Below are 24,067 nucleotides of genomic sequence, written 5' to 3'. Positions count from 1 at the left end.
CCCTCTTAAGTGCCCTATGTGGACGTTCATGCCGCAAAGGCAAGAGCAAATGTCGCGTTTGGCACAGGTCATGAAAAAAGCGGCTGACTGTCAGCCGCTTCGATGATTCTAGACGCGCATCGGCATCAAGACATAAAGGGCGTCGTCCCCGGCGGTATCCCGCACCAGCGTCGGAGAACCCGCATCCGCCAGCATGAAGATCGCGTCATCGCCGGACAACTGCGCGGTGATGTCGAGCAGATACTTGGCGTTGAAGCCGATCTCCATCGGATCATTGTCGTAGCCGACCGCCACTTCTTCCGTCGCGCTGCCGGAGTCCGGGTTGTTGACCGTCAGCATGAGCTGGCCGTCCGTAAGCGACAGTTTGACTGCGCGGCCACGCTCCGAGGAAATGGTGGAGACGCGGTCCACCGCCTTGGTGAAGCTTTCGCAATCGACCCGCATTTCCTTGTCGTTGCCGGTCGGAATGACACGCTGGTAGTCGGGGAAGGTGCCGTCGATCAGCTTCGAAGTCATCACCACCGTGCCGATCGTCAGGCGGATCTTGGCATCTGAAACCTCGACGGTGACGACCGCTTCCGGATCGTCCATCAGCTTCTGCAATTCGCCGACCGTCTTGCGTGGAATAATGATCCCCGGCATGCCTTCCGAGCCGGCCGGTGCCTGAACATCGGCCCGGGCCAGGCGGTGCCCGTCGGTCGCGACAGCGCGAAGCTTCAGGTCGCCGCCAGCCTCGATCGTATGGAAGAAAATGCCGTTCAGATAGTAACGGGTCTCTTCGGTCGAGATCGCGAACTGCGTGCGGTCGATCAACATCTTCAGATCGGTCGCCTTCAGCTTGAAGGTATGGGTGAAGCTGCCGGCAGTGAGATCCGGGAAGTCCGATTCCGGCAGGCACTGCAACGAGAATTTCGAACGGCCGGACTGGACGGTCATGGAGCCGCCGTCGGGATTGGTGGCGAGCAGCACTTCGGAGCCGTCGGGCAGCTTGCGGACGATTTCATAAAGCAGATGCGCCGGAACCGTCGTTGCCCCCGCATTCTCGACCATGGCCGGGAGGGCTTCGGTGATCTCGAGGTCGAGGTCGGTCGCCTTCAGATCAAGGCTGTTTCCGGAGGCGCGCATCAGCACGTTGGAGAGGATCGGGATCGTGTTCCGCCGCTCGACCACGCGGTGCACGTGGTTCAGCGATTTCAGAAGGTTGGACCGCTCAAGAGTAATACGCATGGACGCTATCGCTTTCGACCGTGACGATCCGGCAGGGCCGGACCCTGATATTGTGCCGGCAACGCAGCCGGATGATGTGGACGCGCAAAATGGCAGAGAACGGCGGCGAAAAGCAAGAGGTGAACAAGGAGTTACGACGCCAAATCGCCAGATCGGCCTGCACTGCACACAGAAAACATCCGCTGCGTTTACTTGCCGAACCGGGCTGGGTTGCTCATAAAGAGGCATGAGCATCCTATTCCGTATGGTATCCCGTGGCAGACGAACATAAAGCCGCCCAGCGCGGCTATCGCGTTGCCAATACATTCGTGCCTGCCAGACCGCAGGAACCGGCGCTTTATCTGGTCGCGACGCCGATCGGCAATCTCGGGGACATCACCCTGCGTGCTCTTGAGACGCTTGCCGGTGCCGACGTGCTCGCCTGCGAAGATACGCGTGTCACCCGGGTCCTGCTGGACCGCTACGGCATCGTTAACCGGCCTTTTGCCTATCATGAACACAATGCCGACGAGGCCGGGCCGAAGCTGATCGCGGCGCTGGAGGAAGGAAAATCGGTGGCGCTCGTCTCCGATGCCGGCACGCCGCTCGTCTCCGATCCCGGCTATCGGCTGGGGCAGATGGCAATCGAGGCCGGTCACAGGGTCGTGCCGATCCCCGGTTCCTCTGCGCCGCTTGCTGCTCTTGTCGGCTCCGGCATGCCGTCGGACGCCTTTCTTTTTGCCGGTTTTCTGCCGGTCAAGGACAAGGGACGGCGCGATCGGCTGGCGGAGCTTTCGAAAGTGCCCGCCACGCTGATCTTCTTCGAATCTCCGCATCGGATTGGCGCTACTCTTGCGGCGGCCGCGGAGGTGCTTGGCAAGAGCCGCCGGGCCTGCGTCTGCCGGGAGCTCACAAAGACCTTCGAGGAGTTCCGTCGAGGATCGCTGGATGAACTTGCGACCTACTATGATGAAGAGCGAACCGTGAAAGGCGAGATCGTATTGCTTGTCGCGCCGCCCGAGGCGGAGGAAGCGCCGGGCGAGCTCGAGGTGGAAGCGCTGCTGCGGGAGCTCTCGGCCACGATGCCGACGGCCAAGGCAGCCGCGGAAGCCGCCCGTCTCACAGGTCTTGGCCGAAAGGATCTCTATCAGCGACTTCTGGACATGAAGGAAGCCGATGGCGGCGGAGAATGATCCGGGCCTGAAGCGGCGCAAGGCCGAACGCCGAGGCCATGTCTCGGAATATCTGGCCGCGTTTTATCTGATGGCGAAGGGTTATCGCATTCTTGCCATTCGCTATCGCACCAAATTGGGCGAGGTCGATCTCATCGCCCGCAAGCGCGACCTCGTAATTTTCGTGGAGGTCAAGGCACGCATAGGCGAGCGCGAAGCCATCGATGCGGTCGGCTACATCACCCAGCGGCGAATCCAGGCGGCTAGCGATCTTTGGCTTTCAAAGCGTAAGGATGCGGCTACGCTTTCGCAGCGCTACGACATTATTGTGGTGCTCCCAGGACGCTTTCCCCGCCATTTTCCGGACGCCTTCTGATAGCTGGCTTTGGTCCTTGAAATATTTGATCCTTGCACTGTCACAAAACTGACATAAAACTGTAAAGGCGGTGTCATGGGAGGACCCTATTGGGGGCCGGCACCAATCAAGGTGGAGGACATAACAATGTTGAAAAAACTTTCGATGGCCGCATTCGCGGTCGCGCTTTCGGCAACGTCGTCGCTTGCCGCGACGGAAGTCACCTGGTGGCACGCCATGGGTGGCGAACTTGGCAAGAAACTGGAAGAGATCGCCCAGAAATTCAACGACAGCCAGGCCGACTACAAGGTCGTTCCGGTCTACAAGGGAAGCTACCCGGAAACGCTGACGGCCGCGATCGCTGCCTTCCGAGCCAACCAGCAGCCGGCTATCGTTCAGGTCTTTGAAGTTGGTACCGGCACGATGATGGCCGCCAAGGGCGCCGTCTACCCGGTCTACAAGCTGATGGCCGACGAGGGCGAAACCTTCGACCCGAAAACATTCCTGACACCGGTCACCGGTTATTATTCCGATACCCAGGGCAACATCCTCTCGTTGCCCTTCAACTCGTCCACACCGATTATGTATTACAACAAGGACGTCTTCAAGAAGGCTGGTCTTGATCCGGAAGTCGCTCCGAAGACCTGGAAGGAAGTCGAGGAGTTCTCCAAGAAGATCGTTTCCTCCGGCGCGGCCAAGTGTGGCTTCACCTCGGCCTGGATCACCTGGGTTCAGACGGAAAACCTCTCGGCGCTCCACGACAAGCCCTTCGGCACCCTGCAGAACGGCTTTGGTGGCGTGAAGTCCGAATTCACCTTCAACGGCCCGCTCCAGGTCAAGCATTGGGCAAATCTGAAGAAGTGGCAGGACGAAGGCCTGTTCAAGTATGGCGGTCCGGTCGGCGGCGACCAGGCGGCGACGATGTTTTACGCGCAGGAATGCGCAATCACCATGAACTCGTCTGCAGGCCGCGCTGGCGTCATCAACAACGCCAAGACCTTCACGCCGGGCTTTGCTCCGCTGCCTTACTATGACGACGAGATCAAGGAGCCGAAGAACTCCATCATCGGCGGCGCCACTCTCTGGGTGCTGAACGGCAAGGACAAGGCCACCTACAAGGGTGTAGCCAAGTTCTTCAGCTATCTCTCCAAGTCGGAAGTCCAGGCTGATTGGCACCAGTTCACCGGTTACCTGCCGATCACCAATGCTGCCTACGACCTCGGCCAGAAGCAGGGTTACTACCAAAAGAACCCCGGTTCGGACATCGCGATCAAGCAGATCACCCGCGGCACGCCGTCGGAAAATTCCAAGGGCGTTCGCTTCGGCAACTTCACCCAGGTCCGCACGATCGTCGACGAGGAGTTCCAGGCACTTCTCGCCAACAAGAAGGACGCCAAGCAGGCGCTCGACAGCGCCGCGCAGCGTGGCAACGCGCTTCTGCGTGAGTTCGAGGCGGCCAACTCGAACTGATAGTCCCGATCACTGCAGGGAGGGCCGGCGTTCGCCGGGCCTCCTTCGCTCGTTCATTATTTTGTGGTGAGGGAACGGTGGATACCAAGAGAACAACTTTCAACAACCGCCTGCTGCCCTATCTGCTGCTCGCGCCCCAGCTCGCCATCACGCTTGTCTTCTTCATCTGGCCTGCCGCCCAGGCCGTGAAGTCCTCCTTCGAGCGGGAGGACCCCTTCGGCTTTTCCACCGTCTTTGTCGGTTTCACGCATTATCAGCGGCTTCTCGCGGATCCGAATTATCTGGATTCTCTTTGGCGCACTGCCGTGTTTGCCGTATCGGTAACGGTTCTTGCGATGGTGCTTGGCCTTGCCTTCGCGGCTGCTGTCGATCGCCTGGCGCGGTCCGCCAAGTTCTACACCACGCTCCTCGTCTGGCCCTATGCTGTCGCCCCGGTGGTCGCCGGCGTCCTCTGGTGGTTCCTGTTCAACACGTCCACGGGCCTCTTGCCCTACTTTCTGGAACGCTTCGGCATTCGCTGGGATCACGATCTCAACGGCACCCATGCCATGATCCTGATCATCATCGCCGCGGCCTGGAAGCAGATCTCCTACAATTTCCTTTTCTTCCTCGCCGGCTTGCAGTCGGTGCCCCAGTCGCTGATCGAAGCCGCGGCGATCGACGGTTCCGGCCCGGTGAAACGCTTCTTCACGATTTCCTTGCCGCTTCTGTCGCCGACGACGTTCTTCCTGTTCATCATCAACGTGAACTACACGATGTTCGACACCTTTCCGATCGTGGATGCCACGACGGGTGGCGGACCGGCGCAGGCCACGACCACGCTGGTCTACAAGGTCTATCAGGATGGTTACGTGGGTCTAAATCTCGGTTCCTCTTCGGCTCAGTCGGTGCTTTTGATGTTGATCGTGATGCTGCTGACCTTCGTGCAGTTCCGCTTCGTCGAACGCCGCGTCCAGTATTGAGGAACGATCATGGTTGAAAATCGCCCCTTCCTGACCTTCCTCACCCACGCTTTCCTGATCCTGGGATTTCTGGTGGTCGCTCTGCCGGTCTATGTCGCGATTACGGCGTCGACCCATGATATTTCGACGCTGATGAGCGGTCCCGTTCCGCTTCTGCCGGGTTCGCATTTCATCGAGAACTATTCGACCATCCTGACGAGCGCCTCGGCCGCCCATGGTCTCCCGAACTACTCGCATATGGCGCTGAACTCCCTGGTCATGGCGCTGGTAATCACCGCAGGAAAGATTGCGATCTCGATCCTCTCGGCCTTCGCGATCGTGTATTTCCGGTTTCCCTTCCGGCAGTTGGCCTTCTGGATCATCTTCGTCACTCTGATGCTGCCGGTCGAGGTGCGCATCATGCCGACCTACAAGATCGTGGCCGACCTGGGCATGCTGAATTCCTGGGCCGGTCTGACGGTCCCCCTGATCGCATCGGCTACGGCCACATTCCTGTTCCGCCAGTTTTTCATGACGGTGCCGGACGAGCTTCTCGAAGCGGCCCGTGTGGACGGAGCCGGCCCGCTGAAGTTCTTCCGGGACATCCTGCTGCCGCTCTCGCGCACCAATATCGGCGCGTTATGCGTCATCCTCTTCATCTATGGCTGGGTTCAGTATCTCTGGCCGCTCCTGGTGACCACGGATCCCGGCTACTACACGCTGATGATGGGCATGAAGCGCATGGTCACGGTGCAGGACGGCGTCATCGAGTGGCACCTCGTCATGGCAGGTTCGGTGCTTGCCATGCTTCCCCCCATCCTGGTCGTGGTTTTCATGCAGCGGTTGTTCATCCGCGGCCTTACTGAAACGGAGAAATGACATGGCCGGTATTCACATCGCCGAGGTTTCAAAGGTTTATGCCGGCGGCGTAAAAGCCGTGAATTCGGTGTCGATCGACATCACCGACGGAGAATTCATCGTGTTGGTCGGTCCGTCCGGCTGCGGCAAGTCGACACTTCTGCGCATGGTCGCGGGGCTGGAGACGATTTCCGGCGGTCAGGTGAAGATCGCCGACCGCGTCGTCAACAACGTGGAGCCGGCCGATCGGGACATCGCCATGGTGTTTCAGAACTATGCGCTCTATCCGCATATGACGGTCTACAACAACCTCGCCTATGGCCTGAAAAACCGTGGTACGCCCAAGGCCGAGATTGATGCCCGCGTGACGGAAGCGGCCCGAATGCTGGAGATCACCCAGTATCTCGATCGCAAGCCGCGTGCGCTTTCCGGCGGCCAGCGCCAGCGCGTCGCAATGGGCCGTGCGATCGTGCGCAAGCCGGCCGCTTTCCTGTTCGATGAACCGCTGTCAAACCTCGACGCGAAGCTGCGTGTCTCCATGCGCGGCGAGATCAAGCGCCTGCAGCGCCGCCTCGGCACCACGTCCATCTACGTCACCCACGATCAGCTCGAGGCGATGACGCTCGCCGACCGCCTCGTGGTGCTGAATGGCGGCAGGATCGAGCAGATCGGTGCGCCTCTGGAAGTTTATCACGCGCCGGCGTCCACCTTCGTCGCGAGCTTCATCGGCTCGCCGGCCATGAATCTCGTCAAGGGCGAACTGCACGGCGACAAGCTGGCGATCGGCCCGGCAATGGTCGGCCTCAACGGTTTTGCGCCCACGTCCGGCACCGTTACCGTGGGTGTCCGCGCCGAGGATATCCGGATTGCCCGTGCGGATGAGGAGGCTCTGCCCTTCCGTCTGGAATATGCGGAGGAACTGGGTGCTCAGCGTCTTATCCACGGCACGGTGGGCGATCAGCAGATTACCGCCGCCGTATCGCCTGAAATCGAACTTGCGCCCGACATGCAGATTGCTTTCGATGCGAGCCGCCTGCATTTCTTCTCGGTCGATACCGGCAAGCGCCTGCCCGGCAATCTGCCGGCAGAGGCGAAACTCGCTCCTATCGAGCCAGTCGTCTGACCGGCGTCCTGAAATCGTGCTGATCGCTAAAATTGTAGCATTGGCTTGAACAACCAGGTTACGCTTTGCCGCTATCGTCTCCCGATCTGACAGCTACAGGGGGGCAATATGAGCTGGCAAATTCTTGCTGCGAGTGTGGCGGCCATGGCCGTTCGGCACAAGTCCTACGCGCCGGAGCAGACGCCGGTTAAAGCATTCGTTGGCGCCTGTCCGGATTCTCTCGAAATGGCGCCGCTGCCGATCGAGCCGTCCTGGATTATCTCGGGCGACCCGCAGGCGCGCGCTGCCTCCCATTCCAAGGCCGACGATCAATGCGCCGCGACCGGGGTGTGGGATTGCACCGCCGGCACCTTCCGCTGGTTTTTCGGCTGGGACGAGACCGTCGTGATCCTTGAAGGCGAGGTGCATGTAACGGCCGAAGACGGCACCCAGAGCACCCTGCGCAGCGGCGATGTGGCCTATTTCAAGGGCGGCACCTGGGCCACCTGGCGGATCGATAACTATGTCCGCAAAGTCGCTTTCCTGCGCAAACCTTTTCCGGCGCCGCTCGCGGCGCTCTATCGTCTTCGCAACATGCTGCGCCCCAAGGCCCAGGTCGGCCTGGCGGCTTGATATCGGTTTGATTTCCGTTGCCTTCGAGCGCCCGCCGTCCTACATCAGGCGGGCATTTTTTGAGGGGCTGAAGTCATGGCGAAAATCCGCACCGTCGCGTTCCAGATGGACCACATCTCCGGCGTCAACATAGCCGGCGATTCCACATTCGCCATGGCGCTGGAAGCGCAGGCCCGTGGCTTCGAGCTTTTCCATTATACCCCCGACCGGCTGACCCAGCGAGATGGCAGGATCTTCGCGACCGTGGAGCCGCTGCAGGTCCGGGACGTGAAGGGCGACCATTTCACGCTCGGCGAAAAGGAACGCGTCGATTTGTCGACCATGGACGTCGTCCATCTGCGCCAGGACCCGCCCTTCGATATGGGCTATATCACTTCGACGCATCTGCTCGAACGTATCCATCCGAAGACTCTGGTGGTGAACGATCCGGTGTGGGTCCGCAATTCGCCGGAGAAGATCTTCGTGACCGAATTTGCCGATCTGATGCCGGCAACCCTCATTTCGCGCGACCCTGCGGAAATCGCACACTTCCGGGAGGAGATGGGCGACATCATTCTCAAACCGCTCTACGGCAATGGCGGTGCGGGCGTTTTCCATTCGGCGCGCGACGATCGGAACTTCACGTCTCTTCTGGAAATGTTCGGCCAGATGTATCGCGGCGAGCCCTATATCGCTCAGGCCTATCTGCCGGCTGTGCGCAAGGGAGACAAGCGCATCCTGCTGGTGAATGGGGAACCGGTCGGCGCGATCAACCGGGTGCCGGCCGAACATGACAGCCGCTCCAACATGCATGTCGGCGGGCGTGCGGAGGCGACCGAGATCACGGCGCGCGAACAGGAGATTTGCAAGCGGATCGGGCCGGCGTTGCGGGAACGCGGCTTCCTCTTCGTCGGCATCGACGTGATCGGCGACTACATGACCGAGATCAACGTCACCTCCCCGACCGGCATCCGCGAAGTCAAGAAGTTCGGCGGCGCAGACGTCGCAAGCCTGCTGTGGGACGCCATCGAAGCGAAGCGGGGCTGAGGCCAACGGGCTCTCTCGTTCGCTTTTGTTCCAGCGATGCAACCCGATACAACTCGGTTGCACCGCAAGCGTGAATTTGTTCCCTTAATGTTCTTGTATTTCCGCTGATCCTGTGTCAGGTTGCAATCGCTGGCGCGGAAAGCGTGTGTCGCTGACGCTCCGGACATGATGTTTGGGGGCAGGGTCACATGGTTTCGCGCGTCAGCACGGTTGCATTCCAGGGCATAGAGGGCGTTCCGGTCGACGTGCAGGTCATGGTCGGTCCGGGTAAGATGAACATGCATATCGTCGGCCTGCCAGACAAGGCGGTGGCCGAAAGCCGGGAGCGGGTGCAGGCGGCTCTCCACGCTTCGGGGCTTGCCATGCCGCCGAAGAAGGTGACGGTCAATCTTGCGCCGGCCGATCTGCCGAAGGAGGGTTCGCACTACGACCTGCCTATCGCGCTTGGGCTGATGGCGGCGCTCGGGGCTATTCCCGGCGATGCGCTGACTGATTATGTGGTGCTCGGAGAACTCAATCTCGACGGCACGCTGGCGCCCGTGGCCGGGGCTCTTCCGGCAGCCATCGGCGCCAATGCGATCGGCAAAGGCCTGATTTGCCCGGCCGATAGCGGCGCGGAGGCCGCGTGGGCTGGTCCCGATATAGACATCCTCGCGCCCCGCAGTCTGATTGCGCTCGCCAACCATTTCCGCGGCACGCAGGTTATCTCGCGGCCGCAGCCGGCAATCCGCGCGCTACCGGCCAACCTGCCGGATCTTGTGGATATCAAGGGGCAGGAAAGTGCTAAGCGGGCGCTGGAAGTCGCCGCGGCCGGGGGCCACAATCTCTTGATGGTCGGCCCACCCGGATCGGGAAAATCCATGCTTGCCGCACGGCTGCCGTCCATATTGCCGCCGCTTTCCGCGGTCGAGCTTCTGGAAGTATCGATGATCCACTCGATCGCCGGCCAGCTTTCCGGCGGCAAGCTTTCGGATCGCCGCCCGTATCGTACGCCGCACCATTCCGCCACTATGGCGGCATTGGTCGGCGGCGGCTTGCGCGCCAAGCCCGGTGAAGCCTCGCTCGCCCATCACGGCGTGCTCTTCCTGGATGAATTTCCCGAATTCTCGCCTCAGTCGCTCGATGCGCTGCGTCAACCGCTCGAAACCGGCGAATGCATCATCGCCCGCGCCAATCACAGGGTCTCCTATCCGGCGAGTATCCAGCTTGTTGCGGCCATGAACCCCTGCCGCTGCGGGATGGCCGGCGAGCCGGGGCACACCTGCGCCCGAGGTCCCCGCTGCGCTGCCGATTACCAGGCGCGCATTTCCGGGCCGCTGATGGATCGCATCGATATCCGCATCGATGTCCCGGCGGTTTCCGCGGCCGATCTTATCCGCCCCATGCCCGCCGAAAAAAGCGCCGACGTCGCCAGGCGCGTCGCCGCGGCGCGAGAGAGACAGCGGGAGCGTCTGGAGCATGCCGGCCACCCGGCGATCCTCACCAATGCCCGGTGTTCCACGTCGTTGATCGAGAAATTCGCCGAGCCGGACGCAAATGGCCTGCAGTTGCTGCGGGATGCGGCGGAGAAATTGAAATTCTCCGCCCGCGGTTATCATCGGGTTCTGAAGGTTGCCCGCACGCTTGCCGATCTCGACGGCAAGGATACGGTCGGCCGCATCCACCTGGCCGAAGCCATCTCATACCGCATGGCCGGCGAGCGGCTGGCAACGGCTGCGGCGTGACGTGGGCGGAATAGGGGCCTAGCCTCCCAACCCTTCGAAGAGCGCGGTCGAAAGATAGCGTTCCGCGAAGGAGGGGATGATGACCACGAGGTTCTTGCCGGCATTCTCCTCGCGGCTGCCGACCTTGACGGCGGCGACGAGAGCCGCACCGGAGGAAATGCCGACCGGCACGCCTTCGAGCCGGGCCACGAGGCGGGCCATCTCCATAGCCTCCGGGCCGTTGACGGTGACGATCTCGTCATAGATCTTCGTGTCGAGAATTTTCGGCGCGAAACCGGCGCCGATACCCTGGATCTTGTGCGGGCCGGGTTGGCCGCCGGAAAGCACGGGAGATTCTTCAGGCTCGACGGCGATGACCTGGAGGTTGGGGTTGCGGCCCTTCAGTACCTGGCCGGCCCCGGTGATCGTGCCGCCGGTGCCGATGCCGGAAACGAAGATATCCACCTGGCCGTCAGTGTCGTTCCAGATCTCTTCAGCGGTCGTCTTGCGATGGATTTCCGGATTGGCCGGGTTTTCGAACTGCTGCGGAATGATCGCGTCAGGCAGCGTCGACGCAAGCTCTTCGGCTTTGGCAATCGCGCCCTTCATGCCTTTCGGTCCTTCTGTCAGGACGAGTTCCGCGCCGAGCAGCGCCAGCATCTTCCGGCGCTCGATCGACATGGTTTCCGGCATTGTGAGGATCAGCTTGTAACCCTTCGCGGCAGCGGCGAAGGCAAGCGCAATGCCGGTATTGCCGGAAGTGGGCTCCACCAGCGTCGTCCTGCCGGGCGCAATCTTGCCCTGGGCTTCCAGGCTTTCGATCATCGCAACGCCGATACGGTCCTTTACCGATGCGATCGGGTTGAAGAATTCCAGCTTGGCCAGGAGATTTGCCTTGATGCCCTTCTCCTTGGCGAGCTTGTCGAGACGTACGATCGGCGTGTCGCCGATGGTTTCGGTAATCGAAGAATAGATCCTGCCGCGGCCCGGCGTTCTCGTCTCTGCCATGGTGCTCTCCCTGAGTTTGAGGGAGAAGGTAGGGCTTGTTCGGGTCGAATGCCAGCAACGTCACACCGGCGGAAGCGAGAAATGGAAATTTTGTTTCCGGAGAAGGCGGAACCCGAAAATGGCGTTGCGGTTCAAACGCCGGTCGAGCCGAAGCCGCCAGCGCCCCGGGCGGTCGCGGTCGCCTCTGCGATCTCCGCAACGCGCGCCTGGGTCACCGGTGCCACGACCAGCTGGGCAATCCGCATGCCGCGCGTGATCACGAAATCCTCTTCGCCGAGATTGATCAGCAGTACCTTCACCTCGCCGCGATAGTCGCTGTCGATCGTACCAGGCGTATTAAGGCAGGTAATGCCGTGCTTGAAGGCAAGGCCGGAGCGCGGGCGCACCTGCATTTCGAACCCGTCGGGGATTTCGAAGATGAAGCCGGTTGGTACCAGCGCCCGCTTGCCCGGTGCGATGGTGATCGGCACATCTTCGGCCACCGCCGCCCGCACGTCCATTCCGGCCGCACCGGCGGTCTCATAGGACGGCAGGTCGATGCCCATGCCATGCGGCAGGCGGATGAGATTGAGCTTCGGCGCGGAGGGGGTGTGCATGTTCATAAGGTATTACTTTGCCCCCGTAGCCGGCAGGTCAATTGCAATGGCGGGCTTTAATCGCTAGATACGCCGGCAATTCACAGGATTTACACTATGCCCGAAACCATTGCCGAGGCGGTTGCCCGCCGCCGCACATTCGCGATCATTGCCCACCCGGACGCCGGCAAGACGACGCTGACCGAAAAGCTGCTGCTTTTTGGCGGCGCGATTCAGCTGGCCGGCGAGGTCAAGGCGAAGAAGGATCGCATCCAGACCCGTTCGGACTGGATGAAGATCGAGCGCGAGCGCGGCATCTCGGTGGTCACCTCGGTGATGACCTTCGAATATGGCGGCAATGTCTTCAACATTCTCGACACGCCCGGCCACGAGGATTTTGCCGACGACACCTATCGCACGCTGACCGCGGTGGATGCGGCCGTCATGGTCATCGACGCGGCAAAAGGTATCGAACCGCGTACGCTGAAACTCTTCGAAGTCTGCCGGATGCGGGACATCCCGATCATCACTTTCGTCAACAAGATGGACCGCGAAAGCCGCGATCCTTTCGAGATCCTCGACGAGGTGGAAGAGAAACTGGCGCTCGACACGGCGCCGGTGACCTGGCCGATCGGCCGCTCCAAGACCTTCTGCGGTTCCTATCATCTCGCCGACAACACCGTGCGGGGGTCGGACACGGAAGTGAAGCCGACCAAGGTCAACGGCCCCCAGTCGGTTGCCGATCGCCTGCCGGAAAACGAACGGGCAGCGTTTATCGAGGAAACGGAACTCGCGATCGAGGCCTGCAGGCCTTTTGATCGGCAGGCCTTCCTCGAAGGCCATATGACGCCGGTCTTCTTCGGCTCCGCGTTGCGCAATTTCGGCGTCCGCGATCTCATCGATGCGCTGGGCGATTTCGCGCCGCCGCCGCGCGACCAGGTCGCCGACATCCGCAAGGTCCATGCTGCCGAGGACAGGATGACTGCCTTCGTCTTCAAGATCCAGGCGAACATGGATCCTAACCATCGCGACCGCATCGCCTTTGCCCGCGTCTGCTCCGGCAAGCTGGAACGCGGCATGAAGGCACGGCTTGCACGGACCGGAAAGCAGCTCGGGCTGACGGCGCCGCAATTCTTCTTCGCGTCGCAGCGTCAGTTGGCGGATACCGCCTATGCCGGCGATGTGGTCGGTATCCCGAACCACGGCACGCTCCGTATCGGCGACACGCTGACGGAGGGCGAGTCGCTGGTCTTCCAGGGTGTGCCGAACTTCTCGCCGGAAATCCTTCGCCGCGTACGGTTGGAGGATGCCATGAAGGCGAAGAAGCTGAAGGAAGCCCTGCAGCAGATGGCGGAAGAAGGCGTCGTGCAGCTCTTCTCGCCGGAAGATGGCTCGCCGGCCATCGTCGGCGTGGTGGGCGCGCTACAGCTCGACGTATTGAAGGAGCGGCTTTCCGCCGAGTACGGTCTGCCGGTCTCGTTCGAAATGTCTCGCTTCTCCGTCTGCCGCTGGATCTCGTCGGAGCAACCGGCCGATCTTGAGAAGTTCCTCACCGTCAAGCGCGGCGATATCGCCCGCGATCTGGATGGCGATCCTGTCTTCCTGGCGCAGGATGCCTTCTCGCTGCGGTACGAGGCAGAGCGTTACCCAACCATCAAGATGGTAGCGATTAAGGAATATCACGTCGCCAAGGCGGCGTGATTTCCGTCAGCCCGCGGCGATGATATCGATCTCCACAAGCCAGTCGTCGCGCAATGTCTCGACGACGATGGCGGTCGTCGGCACGCAATGCGGGCCGAGCGCGGCAAGCCGAGCGTTCTGGTTCGCCTCCACGTAGGATCCGTCGCGCAGGTAGCTGGTCACGCGCACGATATTGTCCGTCGTCATTTCCGCTTCAGCCAGAATTCGCTTCAGATTTGACCAGATCAGCCGCAGTTGCGTGTCGAGATCGGCTCCGGCCGTTCCCGTTTCGTTGAGACCCATCGTGCCGCTGACGAAGAGAAAACGATCCGGATGGCGCACTTCCACGGAGTGCACATAATCGGGCGTAGCAGCATAGATGCCGTCTCGCGGATTTCTAGCAATCATTTCCATCTCTGTTCCTCTGGAATTTCTACGGCTTTATCGCATTATTCCCGAACATTATTCGGCGTGAAAGCAGAAAGGGCGGCATAATGGAAAATACAGAAGCCATTCGGCCGAAACGGCGAGAGGCGGCCGCGCTGGACACATTCGACCGAAAGATATTAGCCGCACTCGCCGCCGACGCAGACCAGAGCTATGCCGCGCTCGGCCAAAAGGTCGGGCTCTCGCCGCCGGCGGTGCATGAGCGGGTGAAGCGCCTGAAGCGCTCCGGAGTGATCCGCGACACCGTCGCGAGGATCGACGGTACTGCGGTCGGCAAGCCGCTCCTCGCTTTCGTGCATGTTGAGGCGGCCGGCTGGGGAAAGAGCGAGCGGCTGATGCGGATCGCCCGCTTTCCGGAAGTCGAGGAAATGCATTCCGTCGCGGGAGACGCGAGCATGATCCTCAAGGTTCGGACGGAGAACCCGCAGGCGCTGGAATTCCTGCTCGGGCAAATCCATTCCGTACCCGGCGTGCGCGGCACCCGCAGTTATGTCGCGCTCTCCACCTATCTCGACCGTCCTGTGCAGGCGGACGTGACTGAGGATTGGCCGTCCGTGCCGTTACCGCAAGAGTGATCAGCCGAACTTGACCGCAGTCGTATTGGCGCCGCAGACGAGCACGCAGACGCGTTCGTCAGGTTCGGGCACATATCTGCCGGAGAGAAGAGCGGCGAAGGCTGCAGCCCCGCCGGGTTCGGCCACGATCCGTGCGCCGGCCCATAGCGCCTTCTGGGCATTGAGTATTTCGTCGTCGGAGACCAGCACCGGCGGCAGGACGAATTTTTGTGCCACCGGGAACATCAACGCGCCGATTTGCTTCGGCGCAAGCGAGTCCGCGGCGATGCCGCCGGCCGGCGCGTCCACCGGCCTGCCGGCCTTGAAGGCGTGATCGAGCGTCGGCGCGCCGTCCGATTCGACCGCGACGATCTTTACCCGGCCGCGGAACCACGAGGCGATGCCGCCGATCAGCCCGCCGCCGCCGACAGCCACCAGCAATGTCGTCATATGCGGCAGGTCCTCTTCGATCTCCTTGCCGAGCGTGCCCTGGCCCGTCAGCGTCTCCATCTGGTCATAGGCATGGATTTGCAGCGCCCCGCTTGCCGCCGCATATGTCTCGCTTGCCGCCAGGGCATCCGCATAGCGGTCGCCGCCGACCACCAGCTCTGCGCCATAGGAGCGGATCAGATCGATCTTCGCCTGCGAGGCGACGCTCGGCACGAAGATGTGCGCCGGCACGCCACGTTCGCGGGCGGCATAGGCGACCGCCGCACCATGATTGCCGCCGGATGCCGCCACCACGCCGGCCGCCGGGACGTCGCGGGTAAGCAGGCTGGTGAAGGCGCCGCGCACCTTGAAGGAGCCGGAATGCTGCAGCAGTTCGAGCTTGAGGTCCACTGGCCGCATCGGGCCGCCGAAATCCTTCATGTCGACCCGCATCACCGGTGTGCGGCGAATGAACGGACGGATCTGCGTCTCGGCTTCGGAAATGCGTTCGGGCGTGACGAGATTTTCGATCGACATGATGGCCTCTTTTGATTGGATGGCGATGGGTAGCCCGTAATTCGGCGAATGAAAAGCGCTTCAGTCGCCCACCCGCTCTGCGAGGAAGTCGACGACCGCGCGAACGGCCGGAAGCTGCCCGCGCCGATGCGGCATCAGGATCGTCGTGGTGATGCTGCCGGCTGTCCAGGCAGGAAGCAGACGAATGAGCTTTCCTTCGGTAAGTGTTCCCTGACAAACCGAGGTTGGCAGACACGCCACACCAAGCCCCGCAATCGCCGCCTTCATCATCACCATGGGTTCGTCCGCAGCGATCACCGGCGTCGGCGCGATCTGAACCTCTTCTCCGTCCTGCGACGTCAGCTGCCAGCGGGTGTCTCCGAGACCCGCCGTGATGGCTCGATGTCCGGCAAGGTCCTCCGGCCGCCGCGGTTCCCCATGAAGCCTGACATAGTCCGGGGAGGCGACGACGAAGAAAGCGTGGGTAGCGAGCTTGCGCTGCAGCAACGTCGAATCCGGCAAGGGCGCCTGATGGCTGCGGACTGCGATATCGAACCCCTCCTGCACGATGTCGACGAACCGGTCGCTGACATGCAGCGAGAGTTGCAGCTTGGGATATCGCGCCGGAAGTTCGACCAGATGTTCCGCGAGCACGAACTGGGCGGTCGGCACGGCGGCGGTCATTCGCACGATGCCGCTCGGCTCACCGAGATGGGTGCGCACGATTGCCTCGGCCATCTCGGCTTCGATGACCGAGGCCTGGGCATGCCGGAGGAATTCCCTTCCCAGATCGGTGAGAGCAAAGCTTCTTGATGTACGCTGGATCAGCCGTACCCCGAGCCTGCTTTCCAATTCTGCCACCCGCTTGCTCACGGTGGATTTTGGCACACCCAGCATTCGCCCGGCGGCCGAAAAGCCGCCATGCTCCACCGCTTGAACGAAAAAATTCAGATCGTTGAGGTTGAGCGGACTGCTCATGTCAGCTTCCAGATTTGTAAACTTTGAGGCGCTGAAATGGCATCTACACATTCAGCGTCCACAAATCATATTGGCTTCCAGCATCAACGCAAGGAGTGAAATCATGACACCGATCCTGTTTTATGGTGTGCCTGAAGGATGTTCGTTCGGTTCGATTGTCGCGCTGGAATGGACCGGCGCCCCCTATCGGCTCTGCCGTATCGACATGCCGGGTGTAGTCTCGAGTGAGACTTACAGGCCGCTGAACCCGATTGGCGAAACGCCGTCGCTGATGCTGCCGGACGGCCGGGTGATGAGCGAGAGCATGGCAATCCTCAACCACATTGCGGCACGCACCGTGCATAAAGGTTGGGGTTTTCCTTCGGACTCGGAGAAATTCGACCGGCTGAACCAGATGCTGGCCTTTCTCAACACCAGCTTCTTCAACGCATTCGGCCCGCTCTGGCATACGGTGGAGCATGAGCTTGAGCCGCAAGCCAAGGAAGCTCTGCGAGCCTACGGCATTGAGAAGGTGGAGAAGGCACATGCTCAGCTGGAAACGCTGCTTGGCGGCCGCCCATGGCTGCTCGGCGAGGAAAAGAGCTTCGCGGACGCCTATTTCGCCGGCATCGCCCGCTGGAACGACTTTCACCAGGTTGTCGACCGGCGGAAGTTCCCCTCTCTGAATGCTCTCTACGAGCGGCTTCAGCAAGATCCCGCAGTGCGCTTCGCCTGGGCGATCGAGCACGAAGAGGATGCGAAGACCACCGGCAGGTTCCTGGGGCATGTCAGCCTCGACGAGGCGCTGGGATCGCTGAAGCAGGCAGCTTGAGAAGGACGTGGGGGATATTCGGCTGGATATCCCCCGATGCCGAGGGTGCGGCCGTATTCCCGCGACACCCGGTTCAGGCGGCTGCAAGATCCTTCAGGAAGTCGTCGCACCAGTGGTTGATATCGTATTTCAGGAGATGGTCCATCATCTTCTCCCAGCGCTGCTTGCGCTCTTCCAGCGACATCGTCAGCCCGCGTGCGATCGCATGTGCCGTGCCCTCGATATCGTAGGGATTGACGAGCAGCGCGCCGGTAAGTTCGCGGGCCGCACCAGCGAAGCGCGACAGTACGAGCACGCCGGGATCCTCCGGGTCCTGGGCGGCGACATATTCCTTGGCGACGAGGTTCATCCCGTCGCGCAGCGGCGTCACCAGTCCGATCCGCGCCAGCCTGTAGAGGCCGGCCAGCACCGGTCGGGCCACGGAGCGGTTGACGTACCGGATCGGCACCCAGTCCACGGTGCCGATCGCGCCGTTCACCCGCCCGGCCTGTTCGGCGACGGTGCGCTGCATCTGTTCGTATTCCGGCACTTCCGAGCGGGATTTCGGGGTGATCTGCAGATAGGTCACCTTGTTCTGGTAGGCGGGATTGATGGTGATGAACTGTTCGAAGGCGTCGATACGTTGGGTAATTCCCTTGGAATAGTCGAGCCGGTCGACGCCGATGATGAGGTCGCGGCCTTCGACGCTCTGGCGGGCCTTGCGCACGATCGCGTTGGAGGCGGCTTTGCGGGCGAATTCCGCGAAGGCGGCCGTCTCGATGCTGATCGAATAGGCACCGCCCTTGAATGTGCGCCCATAAGTGCTGAACTTGCCTTCGCTGAGGCGTTCGCCAATGCCCTCGCGCACCAGCCCGCCGCCGAAATTGTCGAGGTCGAAATCCGTCTGGAATCCGACGAGATCGTACTGGGACAGCCCGCGCATGATCTGCTCGTGCACCGGCATGGAAAACAGCACGTCCGCGGGTGGCCAGGGAATGTGCAGGAAGAAGCCGATCTTATTCTTGAAACCCATCTGGCGCAGCTCGGAAGCAAGCGGGATCAGATGGTAGTCATGCACCCAGATGACGTCGTCTTCCTTGATAAGCGGCGCCAGCCGATGGGCGAAGAAACGGTTGACGCGGAAATAGCCGGCCATTTCCTTGCGTCCGTATTCCGCGAGGTCCAGCCGGTAATGGCAGATCGGCCAGAGTACCCGGTTGGCGAAGCCATGGTAATATTCCTCCACATCGGTCTTGGTAAGATCGGTCAGCGCGTAGGTGATGTTGCCATGCGTCTGCAAGTGAAGGGCGGCAGGCTCCTTCCCGCCGCTCGACTTTCCGGACCATCCCATCCAGATACCCCCGCGTTCGGCTAGCGCCGCCTGCAGGGCGACGGCCAATCCGCCCGCCGGGGCGGCCCCGCTTTTTTCCGGAACGGTGACACGGTTGGATACGACCACGAGACGGCTCAAGGTTTCTTCCTTTTATTCATGCAGCGGTTTTATCGTCGGCAAGCGCAGCAAGGATGCCTCGGAGCGCTTCGGCCGATCGGATGATCGATTTTGCCTCGGTCCCATCCAGCGTCTCGGCAATGCGGATCGAATGTCCGCCAAGTTCATTGGCGATGCGGAACATGGCTTCGTCGGTCACGTCGTCGCCGATGGCTATCGGCTTGCGGCCTTTGAACGGGGCTTGGTCGAGGAAAGCTTTGAGGGCATGGCCTTTGCTCGCGCGTGCGGGTCGGATCTCCATCACCATCTTGCCCCGCTGAAGGATGAAGTCGGGGCCTGCCATTTCGAGATAGCGCGGCATGGCGTCCTCGAGCACGTCCTGCTGCTCGGGGGCCAGGCGGTAGTGAGCGGCGACCGCAGCCCCCTTGTCCTCCACCAGCACGCCGGGCCATTGTTTTGCCTCGCGAGAAAGCGCAGCTTTCAAGTCCTCGAACGAGGCGCCCGGTTCTATCCGGCTGATGGCGCCCGACGGATCGCGTCGTTCCGACCCGTGCAGCCCCGCAATCGGAAAGGCATAGGGAGCAAATAGCCGGTCGGCATAAGGCAGTGCCCGACCCGTTACCAGGGCGAGCGCACCGTCGAGTTTCATGGAAATCCGGTGGAGATGCACCGGCAGATCCGGGGGCACGACTATACCGTCAGGGGTTTCGGCCAGATCGATCAGCGTGCCGTCGATGTCGAGAAATAAGGCCCACTCGTGAGGTTGGTTTGCCAGTTTGGAGAGGACTTGCTCTCCCGGCAGAGCCGATGTTTGCCCTGCCTGAATGGGATGTTGCTGATGCGACATAGTGCCTGATTTAGGCCACAAGTTCACGCCGGCAACCCGTGCTTGGCAACATTACGTTGCAAAAAGTGATGTCTGCCCTGCCGAAAACCTGTCATCAGGGATTCCGGTTGAAGTTCCGTTAACCATTTACCGGGACTCTGAGCTTTACAAGTTTCTGGCCGCGGTCGGGCGGCGATGTCGGAGCAGCAGATCCATGTGCCGTTGGGCAGCCTATCGCGGTGAACCTCTTTATCTCGAAGAGCTCGTATCCTCGCCGGCCCATTCTCTCATCGAGCAGTCCCATTGCGCCACCCGTGCCAAGACGGCCACCAATGGCGACGGCTTCGGCATCGCATGGTATGGAGACCGGCCGGATCCTGGCCGCTATCGCGATATTCTCCCGGCCTGGTCGGACTGCAATCTGAGAAGCATCGCCCGCCAGATTCGCTCCCCGCTGTTCCTTGCCCATGTCAGGGCCGCAACTGCAGGCGGCACGCGGCGCGACAACTGTCATCCCTTCGTGCACGGCAATTGGTCATTCATGCACAACGGCCAGATTTCCGGCTTCGAACGTATTCGCCGGAGCATGGAAAGCATGCTTTCGGACGAGCTCTTCCACGTCCGCACCGGCACGACGGATTCCGAGCTTCTCTTTCTGCTTGCGCTGGAACTGGGCCTTGATACCGATCCGTTTGGAGCGATGGAAAAGGCTATCGCGACGGTAGAAGACCTCTCGGTCGAAAAATCCGGCGACGCGCTGGTGCGCTTTACCGCGGCCTTCTCGAACGGTCAGGAGCTTTTTGCGGTGCGTTATGCCACCGATCACAAGCCCCCGACCCTCTATGCCGCGCCGATGGGCGGCAAGACGGGTTATTGCCTTGTCTCCGAGCCGCTGAACGATGATGTCGATGCGTGGGCGGAAATACCCGACGCCAGTGCCGTGAAGGTCAGCAGCGAAGGCGCACAGGTATCTGCCTTCGCTCCTCGCCTCAAGGATGTGGACACCGTCAGGAAGTCGGCGCAATCCCCAATTCCTGCCTAAGTTTCTTCGTCAGGCCGGCCGCCACAAGGTGATATGATTGTGTGAGGTAGTGGACGAGCTCGTCATCCGAAAGCGGCGATGAGCTTCCGATCTCCACCCATTTGCGTTTGGCAAAATGGGGAGCCTGGCGAATCCCCTCGAGCGCCGTCAGGATCTCGAAACTCTCTTCCGGGCATTTCGCCACCACGCGTGCCTCGTCGCCTTCTCCTGAAAGCAATGTAAAGACCTTGCCGCCCACTTTGGCAACGTGGCTGTCCCACTGATCGACAAGGGACGTGCCCGGCAGACTTTTGACGAAGGCATCGAAGCCCTTGCGCCCGAAAACGCTCATGTCAGGCTCCCGTCAGCCGTTCGGCGATAAGCTGTGCCAATCGTTCCGCGACCTCGTCCTTGCCGAGATCCGGCCATTCGTCGATCCCGTGGGCAGAGATGATCTTTACGCGGTTGCGACTACCGCCCATGATGCCGGTCTCGGGGGAAACGTCATTGGCGACGATCATATCGGCGCCCTTGCGTTCGAGCTTGGCGCGCCCGTTCTTCTCGATATCCTGCGTCTCGGCGGCAAAGCCCACGACCAGTTTCGGCCGCCTGTCGTGATGTCCCACCGTTTTCAGGATGTCGGGATTTTCGGCAAGCTGCAGCGGAGGTGGGACCTCTCCCGGCCGTTTCTTGATCTTCTGTTCAGCGGAGGAGGCGACGCGCCAGTCGGCGACGGCCGCCACCATCACCGCGATATCGGCCGGCAAGCGGGAAAGCACGGCATCGAGCATCTCTTCCGCCCGTTCCACATGCACGGCCTTGACGCCGGACGGATCGGGGATGGTCACCGGGCCGGAGATCAATGTGACGTCGGCACCAAGTCTTGCAAGTGCTGCAGCTATCGCATGGCCCTGACGGCCGGAAGAGCGGTTGGCGATGTAGCGGACCGGATCGATCGGCTCATGCGTCGGACCTGACGTGACGATTGCCGTCTTCCCGGCCAATGGTTTCGCTGTGCCGTCCAGCAACCGTTCCACCGCCGCGACGATTTCCAGCGGTTCGGCCATGCGGCCGATCCCCGCCTCGTTGCTTTCGGCCATCTCGCCGGCCATGGGGCCGATGAAATGGATGCCGTCCGCCTTCAGCGTCTCGGCATTGCGCCTTGTCGCGGGTGCGGCCCACATTTTCGGATTCATGGCGGGTGCGATCAGCACCGGCCGGTCCGTCGCCAGCAATACGGCGCTAGCGAGATCGTCGGCAAGCCCATGCGCCATCTTTGCCATCAGGTCGGCACTTGCAGGCGCCACGACTACCAGATCGTTCTCGCGTGCAAGCCGGATATGGCCGACATCCTGTTCGTCCTCGCGCGAAAAGAGATCGACATAGACATGGCTGGCGGAAAGTGCGCCGACGGCAAGGGGAGTGACGAATTCCTGGGCCGCCCTGGTCATGATCGGCCTGACCGATGCACCTCGCTCGCGTAGCCGGCGGATGAGATCGAAGCTTTTATAGGCCGCGATGCCGCCGGAGATGATCAGAAGGATGCGCTTGCCTGTCAGTGCCATGCTCTTGTCCGGATAGGAGATATGTGACGGAAGCTAAGCCCTTGCCCACAAAGTTGCAATCGGCGCGACTTCCGGTGTCATGGAACTGTGACGAGAGGGTGGGCGTTCTTTTTCCGCAAAGGAGAACTTTCATGGCCAAGAAGAACGCAATTCCTAAAAAGGTCGCTGGTTTCAAGATACCGAGATCCATTCGCAAATCCTCGTTCCTGAGGAGCATGCTGGCCAGCAAGACGGGTCGGGATATCCTGGGTAAGGCATTGCTCGCAGGTGCCGGTGCTGCAGCCGCCGTGTTGGCGGAGGAGCGTAGTGAGATCGCTCAGGCCGGAAAGAAGGGTGCCCGCAAGGGCGCAAGGGTCGTGGGTATTGCCGGCGAGGCCATCCAAAGCGCGGCGCATGCCGCCATGGACGTGGTGGCCGATCAGACCCGTTCGATTTTCCCGGCCAACAAGAAGAAGGAAAAAGACGATCGCCCTTTAAGGGAAGCGGTAAGGCACTAGCCACGAGAGGTGGTTCCTCCCGCCGCAAGCGGAAATCTCGCCTGCCGCGACCGCTGACGCGCTTGGTTCTGAAACGGTACGGCAAAACGCCGGCGGGCCGAATAGGGGCGGCTGCAGTTTTGAAGGCGCTCGGCGTACTTGTGCGGCGCCACCCGAAGACGGCGTTGGAAATGGTGGGTGCCGGTTTGGGCGAAGCCGGCCGCGTGGGTTTCCAGGAAGTGAAGGCGGCCGTCATGCCGTCCCGCAATCCGCAAGAGGAAGGGGGCGCCGCCGCTCCGGCCGCGTCTCCCAACAGCCCTGCGGAGATGAAAACCGTCTGAAGTGACCTTCTTCTTCGAAGCCGTGGAGACCGGATTGATCACCCTGCAGATGTGATGCTATCGATAGGTCGGCCGGATGCGGCCAGCCGTCTGCGGGGCTTTCAGCCCATGGTGAACGCATCCACCGCCTCTCATCCTCAGCCACCCGGCCGATGATGACGAACGGATCAGCAATGCGGACACTGATCTTGCCGTTCGTCCTTTGGAGGGTGATGAGATGCGCGATTTCCGCGATGCTAAACTGATGGCCAGAAGCCTGCGGGAGGCGCTGGCAGAACGTAAGATAGATCTTACCAATAGCCAGGTGCTCGAACTCGTCGCGAGCCAGTTCGGCTACGACAACTGGAATGTGCTTGCCGCAAAGATCGAGGCAGCGGAGCCTCCCCGAAAGCAGGAGGCTGCGTCGATCCAGCCCGCGATCCCGATCTTCCGCATATTCTCCGTCGATAAGGCCACAGAGTTTTATTGCAGCTTTCTGGGCTTCAAGGTGGATTGGGAGCACCGCTTCGGCGACAACTCCCCGCTCTATTGCCAGGTTTCCCGCAGCGGCATGCTGATGCATCTGAGCGAGCATGCGGGCGATGCTTCACCCGGCGCGCGGGTCTTTGTGCCGATGCAGGGTATCAGGCAATTCCATGCCGAACTGATCGGCAAGAACTATTCCTATATGAGGCCCGGGCTCGAACAGGCGCCGTGGGGCCTGGAGGTCACGGTCACCGACCCCTTCAGCAACCGGATTACCTTCTGCGAGCGCGAGGAAGCGTAGCGGCTGGCCGCTAGAGCGTTTCATCGCTTGACTGAATCTGATGGGATTCCCTGTGGGCCGGTTTTGTGATTCAAGGTGCTGGCTGGGCGGAGGCCAGCATCTGATGACACGAGCTCTTTCGAATGATCTTCGCGAGCGTGTTGTGGCGGCGGTTGTGGCCGGTGAGAACTGCCGTTCGG

The 24,067-nt window shown here is 61.3% G+C and carries 27 protein-coding genes; 17 read left to right on the top strand and 10 right to left on the bottom strand.

The window, feature by feature from the left end; all coding sequences use genetic code 11:
- Positions 1-108: 108 nt before the first annotated feature.
- On the bottom strand, positions 109-1,227 hold the full coding sequence (gene dnaN / locus C5L13_RS12430) for a DNA polymerase III subunit beta (RefSeq protein ID WP_105383613.1): 1,119 nt from the start codon (positions 1,225-1,227) through the stop codon (positions 109-111).
- A gap of 89 nt (positions 1,228-1,316) precedes the next feature.
- Between dnaN and C5L13_RS28745 the strand changes: the two genes are divergently transcribed.
- From C5L13_RS28745 to C5L13_RS12385, 10 genes are all read left to right on the top strand, one after another.
- On the top strand, positions 1,317-1,457 hold the full coding sequence (locus C5L13_RS28745) for a hypothetical protein (RefSeq protein ID WP_158693442.1): 141 nt from the start codon (positions 1,317-1,319) through the stop codon (positions 1,455-1,457).
- Positions 1,458-1,481: 24 nt separating this feature from the next.
- Positions 1,482-2,399, top strand: a complete 918-nt coding sequence (gene rsmI, locus C5L13_RS12425) for a 16S rRNA (cytidine(1402)-2'-O)-methyltransferase (protein ID WP_105383612.1) — start codon at positions 1,482-1,484, stop codon at positions 2,397-2,399.
- Positions 2,383-2,754 carry a YraN family protein gene (locus C5L13_RS12420; protein WP_105383611.1) on the top strand — a complete coding sequence of 124 codons (372 nt, stop codon included), beginning with the start codon at positions 2,383-2,385 and terminating at the stop codon, positions 2,752-2,754. Before rsmI ends, C5L13_RS12420 begins: the two co-directional genes overlap by 17 nt.
- 126 nt (positions 2,755-2,880) lie before the next feature.
- On the top strand, positions 2,881-4,203 hold the full coding sequence (gene ugpB, locus C5L13_RS12415) for a sn-glycerol-3-phosphate ABC transporter substrate-binding protein UgpB (RefSeq protein WP_105383610.1): 1,323 nt from the start codon (positions 2,881-2,883) through the stop codon (positions 4,201-4,203).
- A gap of 77 nt (positions 4,204-4,280) precedes the next feature.
- The gene (ugpA, locus tag C5L13_RS12410) at positions 4,281-5,165 is read left to right on the top strand and encodes a sn-glycerol-3-phosphate ABC transporter permease UgpA (protein ID WP_105383609.1); all 885 of its coding nucleotides are present in this window, start codon (positions 4,281-4,283) and stop codon (positions 5,163-5,165) included.
- Positions 5,166-5,174: 9 nt separating this feature from the next.
- Positions 5,175-6,023: a sn-glycerol-3-phosphate ABC transporter permease UgpE gene (ugpE, locus tag C5L13_RS12405; RefSeq protein ID WP_105383608.1), complete on the top strand. Its 849-nt coding sequence runs from the start codon at positions 5,175-5,177 to the stop codon at positions 6,021-6,023.
- A gap of 1 nt (position 6,024) precedes the next feature.
- On the top strand, positions 6,025-7,125 hold the full coding sequence (locus C5L13_RS12400; protein WP_105383607.1) for a sn-glycerol-3-phosphate import ATP-binding protein UgpC: 1,101 nt from the start codon (positions 6,025-6,027) through the stop codon (positions 7,123-7,125).
- A gap of 108 nt (positions 7,126-7,233) precedes the next feature.
- Complete coding sequence (locus tag C5L13_RS12395) at positions 7,234-7,737, top strand: cupin domain-containing protein (RefSeq protein ID WP_105383606.1); 504 nt, start codon at positions 7,234-7,236, stop codon at positions 7,735-7,737.
- A 75-nt stretch (positions 7,738-7,812) separates the two neighbouring features.
- Entirely contained in the window at positions 7,813-8,763 is a 951-nt protein-coding gene (gene gshB, locus C5L13_RS12390; RefSeq protein WP_105383605.1) for a glutathione synthase, read from the top strand.
- A gap of 188 nt (positions 8,764-8,951) precedes the next feature.
- Positions 8,952-10,487, top strand: coding sequence for a YifB family Mg chelatase-like AAA ATPase (locus tag C5L13_RS12385; RefSeq protein WP_105383604.1), 1,536 nt, complete (start codon positions 8,952-8,954; stop codon positions 10,485-10,487).
- Between the two features lie 18 nt (positions 10,488-10,505).
- Here the strand turns inward: C5L13_RS12385 and cysK are convergent, their stop codons facing one another.
- Positions 10,506-11,474, bottom strand: a complete 969-nt coding sequence (cysK, locus tag C5L13_RS12380) for a cysteine synthase A (protein WP_105383603.1) — start codon at positions 11,472-11,474, stop codon at positions 10,506-10,508.
- Between the two features lie 131 nt (positions 11,475-11,605).
- A complete protein-coding gene (dut, locus tag C5L13_RS12375; protein ID WP_105383602.1) occupies positions 11,606-12,076 on the bottom strand; it encodes a dUTP diphosphatase in 471 nt (156 codons plus the stop codon).
- A 90-nt stretch (positions 12,077-12,166) separates the two neighbouring features.
- On the opposite strand from dut, the gene C5L13_RS12370 reads away from it, so the two are divergent.
- Complete coding sequence (locus C5L13_RS12370) at positions 12,167-13,750, top strand: peptide chain release factor 3 (protein ID WP_105383601.1); 1,584 nt, start codon at positions 12,167-12,169, stop codon at positions 13,748-13,750.
- Positions 13,751-13,756: 6 nt separating this feature from the next.
- Here the strand turns inward: C5L13_RS12370 and C5L13_RS12365 are convergent, their stop codons facing one another.
- Positions 13,757-14,143 (bottom strand): RidA family protein, encoded by a 387-nt coding sequence (locus tag C5L13_RS12365; protein WP_105383600.1) that lies wholly within the window; start codon positions 14,141-14,143, stop codon positions 13,757-13,759.
- An 80-nt stretch (positions 14,144-14,223) separates the two neighbouring features.
- On the opposite strand from C5L13_RS12365, the gene C5L13_RS12360 reads away from it, so the two are divergent.
- Complete coding sequence (locus C5L13_RS12360; protein ID WP_105383599.1) at positions 14,224-14,751, top strand: Lrp/AsnC family transcriptional regulator; 528 nt, start codon at positions 14,224-14,226, stop codon at positions 14,749-14,751.
- Here C5L13_RS12360 and C5L13_RS12355 read toward each other — a convergent pair whose 3' ends face one another.
- Positions 14,752-15,696 (bottom strand): threonine/serine dehydratase, encoded by a 945-nt coding sequence (locus C5L13_RS12355; protein WP_105383598.1) that lies wholly within the window; start codon positions 15,694-15,696, stop codon positions 14,752-14,754.
- Between the two features lie 60 nt (positions 15,697-15,756).
- Positions 15,757-16,653 carry a LysR substrate-binding domain-containing protein gene (locus C5L13_RS12350; RefSeq protein ID WP_105383597.1) on the bottom strand — a complete coding sequence of 299 codons (897 nt, stop codon included), beginning with the start codon at positions 16,651-16,653 and terminating at the stop codon, positions 15,757-15,759.
- Between the two features lie 103 nt (positions 16,654-16,756).
- Between C5L13_RS12350 and C5L13_RS12345 the strand changes: the two genes are divergently transcribed.
- Positions 16,757-17,464 carry a glutathione S-transferase family protein gene (locus tag C5L13_RS12345; protein WP_105383596.1) on the top strand — a complete coding sequence of 236 codons (708 nt, stop codon included), beginning with the start codon at positions 16,757-16,759 and terminating at the stop codon, positions 17,462-17,464.
- Between the two features lie 73 nt (positions 17,465-17,537).
- Here the strand turns inward: C5L13_RS12345 and otsA are convergent, their stop codons facing one another.
- On the bottom strand, positions 17,538-18,914 hold the full coding sequence (gene otsA, locus C5L13_RS12340; RefSeq protein WP_105383595.1) for an alpha,alpha-trehalose-phosphate synthase (UDP-forming): 1,377 nt from the start codon (positions 18,912-18,914) through the stop codon (positions 17,538-17,540).
- A gap of 16 nt (positions 18,915-18,930) precedes the next feature.
- Entirely contained in the window at positions 18,931-19,740 is an 810-nt protein-coding gene (gene otsB / locus C5L13_RS12335; protein ID WP_105383594.1) for a trehalose-phosphatase, read from the bottom strand.
- 193 nt (positions 19,741-19,933) lie between these two features.
- On the opposite strand from otsB, the gene C5L13_RS12330 reads away from it, so the two are divergent.
- Positions 19,934-20,761, top strand: a complete 828-nt coding sequence (locus tag C5L13_RS12330) for a class II glutamine amidotransferase (protein ID WP_105383593.1) — start codon at positions 19,934-19,936, stop codon at positions 20,759-20,761.
- On the opposite strand, the gene C5L13_RS12325 is transcribed toward C5L13_RS12330, so the two are convergent.
- Together C5L13_RS12325 and coaBC are read right to left on the bottom strand one after the other, a co-directional pair.
- Entirely contained in the window at positions 20,727-21,092 is a 366-nt protein-coding gene (locus C5L13_RS12325; RefSeq protein ID WP_105383592.1) for an MmcQ/YjbR family DNA-binding protein, read from the bottom strand. The genes C5L13_RS12330 and C5L13_RS12325 overlap by 35 nt on opposite strands.
- Before the next feature lies 1 nt (position 21,093).
- Positions 21,094-22,305 (bottom strand): bifunctional phosphopantothenoylcysteine decarboxylase/phosphopantothenate--cysteine ligase CoaBC, encoded by a 1,212-nt coding sequence (gene coaBC, locus C5L13_RS12320; RefSeq protein ID WP_105383591.1) that lies wholly within the window; start codon positions 22,303-22,305, stop codon positions 21,094-21,096.
- Positions 22,306-22,436: 131 nt separating this feature from the next.
- On the opposite strand from coaBC, the gene C5L13_RS12315 reads away from it, so the two are divergent.
- The 3 genes from C5L13_RS12315 to C5L13_RS12305 all read left to right on the top strand — a co-directional run bounded on the left by C5L13_RS12315 (position 22,437) and on the right by C5L13_RS12305 (position 23,888).
- Positions 22,437-22,802, top strand: coding sequence for a hypothetical protein (locus tag C5L13_RS12315; protein ID WP_105383590.1), 366 nt, complete (start codon positions 22,437-22,439; stop codon positions 22,800-22,802).
- Between the two features lie 62 nt (positions 22,803-22,864).
- Positions 22,865-23,122 carry a hypothetical protein gene (locus tag C5L13_RS12310; protein ID WP_158693441.1) on the top strand — a complete coding sequence of 86 codons (258 nt, stop codon included), beginning with the start codon at positions 22,865-22,867 and terminating at the stop codon, positions 23,120-23,122.
- A gap of 217 nt (positions 23,123-23,339) precedes the next feature.
- Positions 23,340-23,888 carry a glyoxalase superfamily protein gene (locus tag C5L13_RS12305; RefSeq protein WP_105383588.1) on the top strand — a complete coding sequence of 183 codons (549 nt, stop codon included), beginning with the start codon at positions 23,340-23,342 and terminating at the stop codon, positions 23,886-23,888.
- The last annotated feature ends 179 nt before the right edge of the window (positions 23,889-24,067 follow it).

The sequence above is a fragment of the Neorhizobium alkalisoli genome (genome assembly GCF_002968635.1).
GTDB lineage: Bacteria > Pseudomonadota > Alphaproteobacteria > Rhizobiales > Rhizobiaceae > Neorhizobium > Neorhizobium alkalisoli.
Note: the sequence above shows the minus strand (reverse complement) of the source record. Positions and strands in the feature narration are given on the sequence as shown.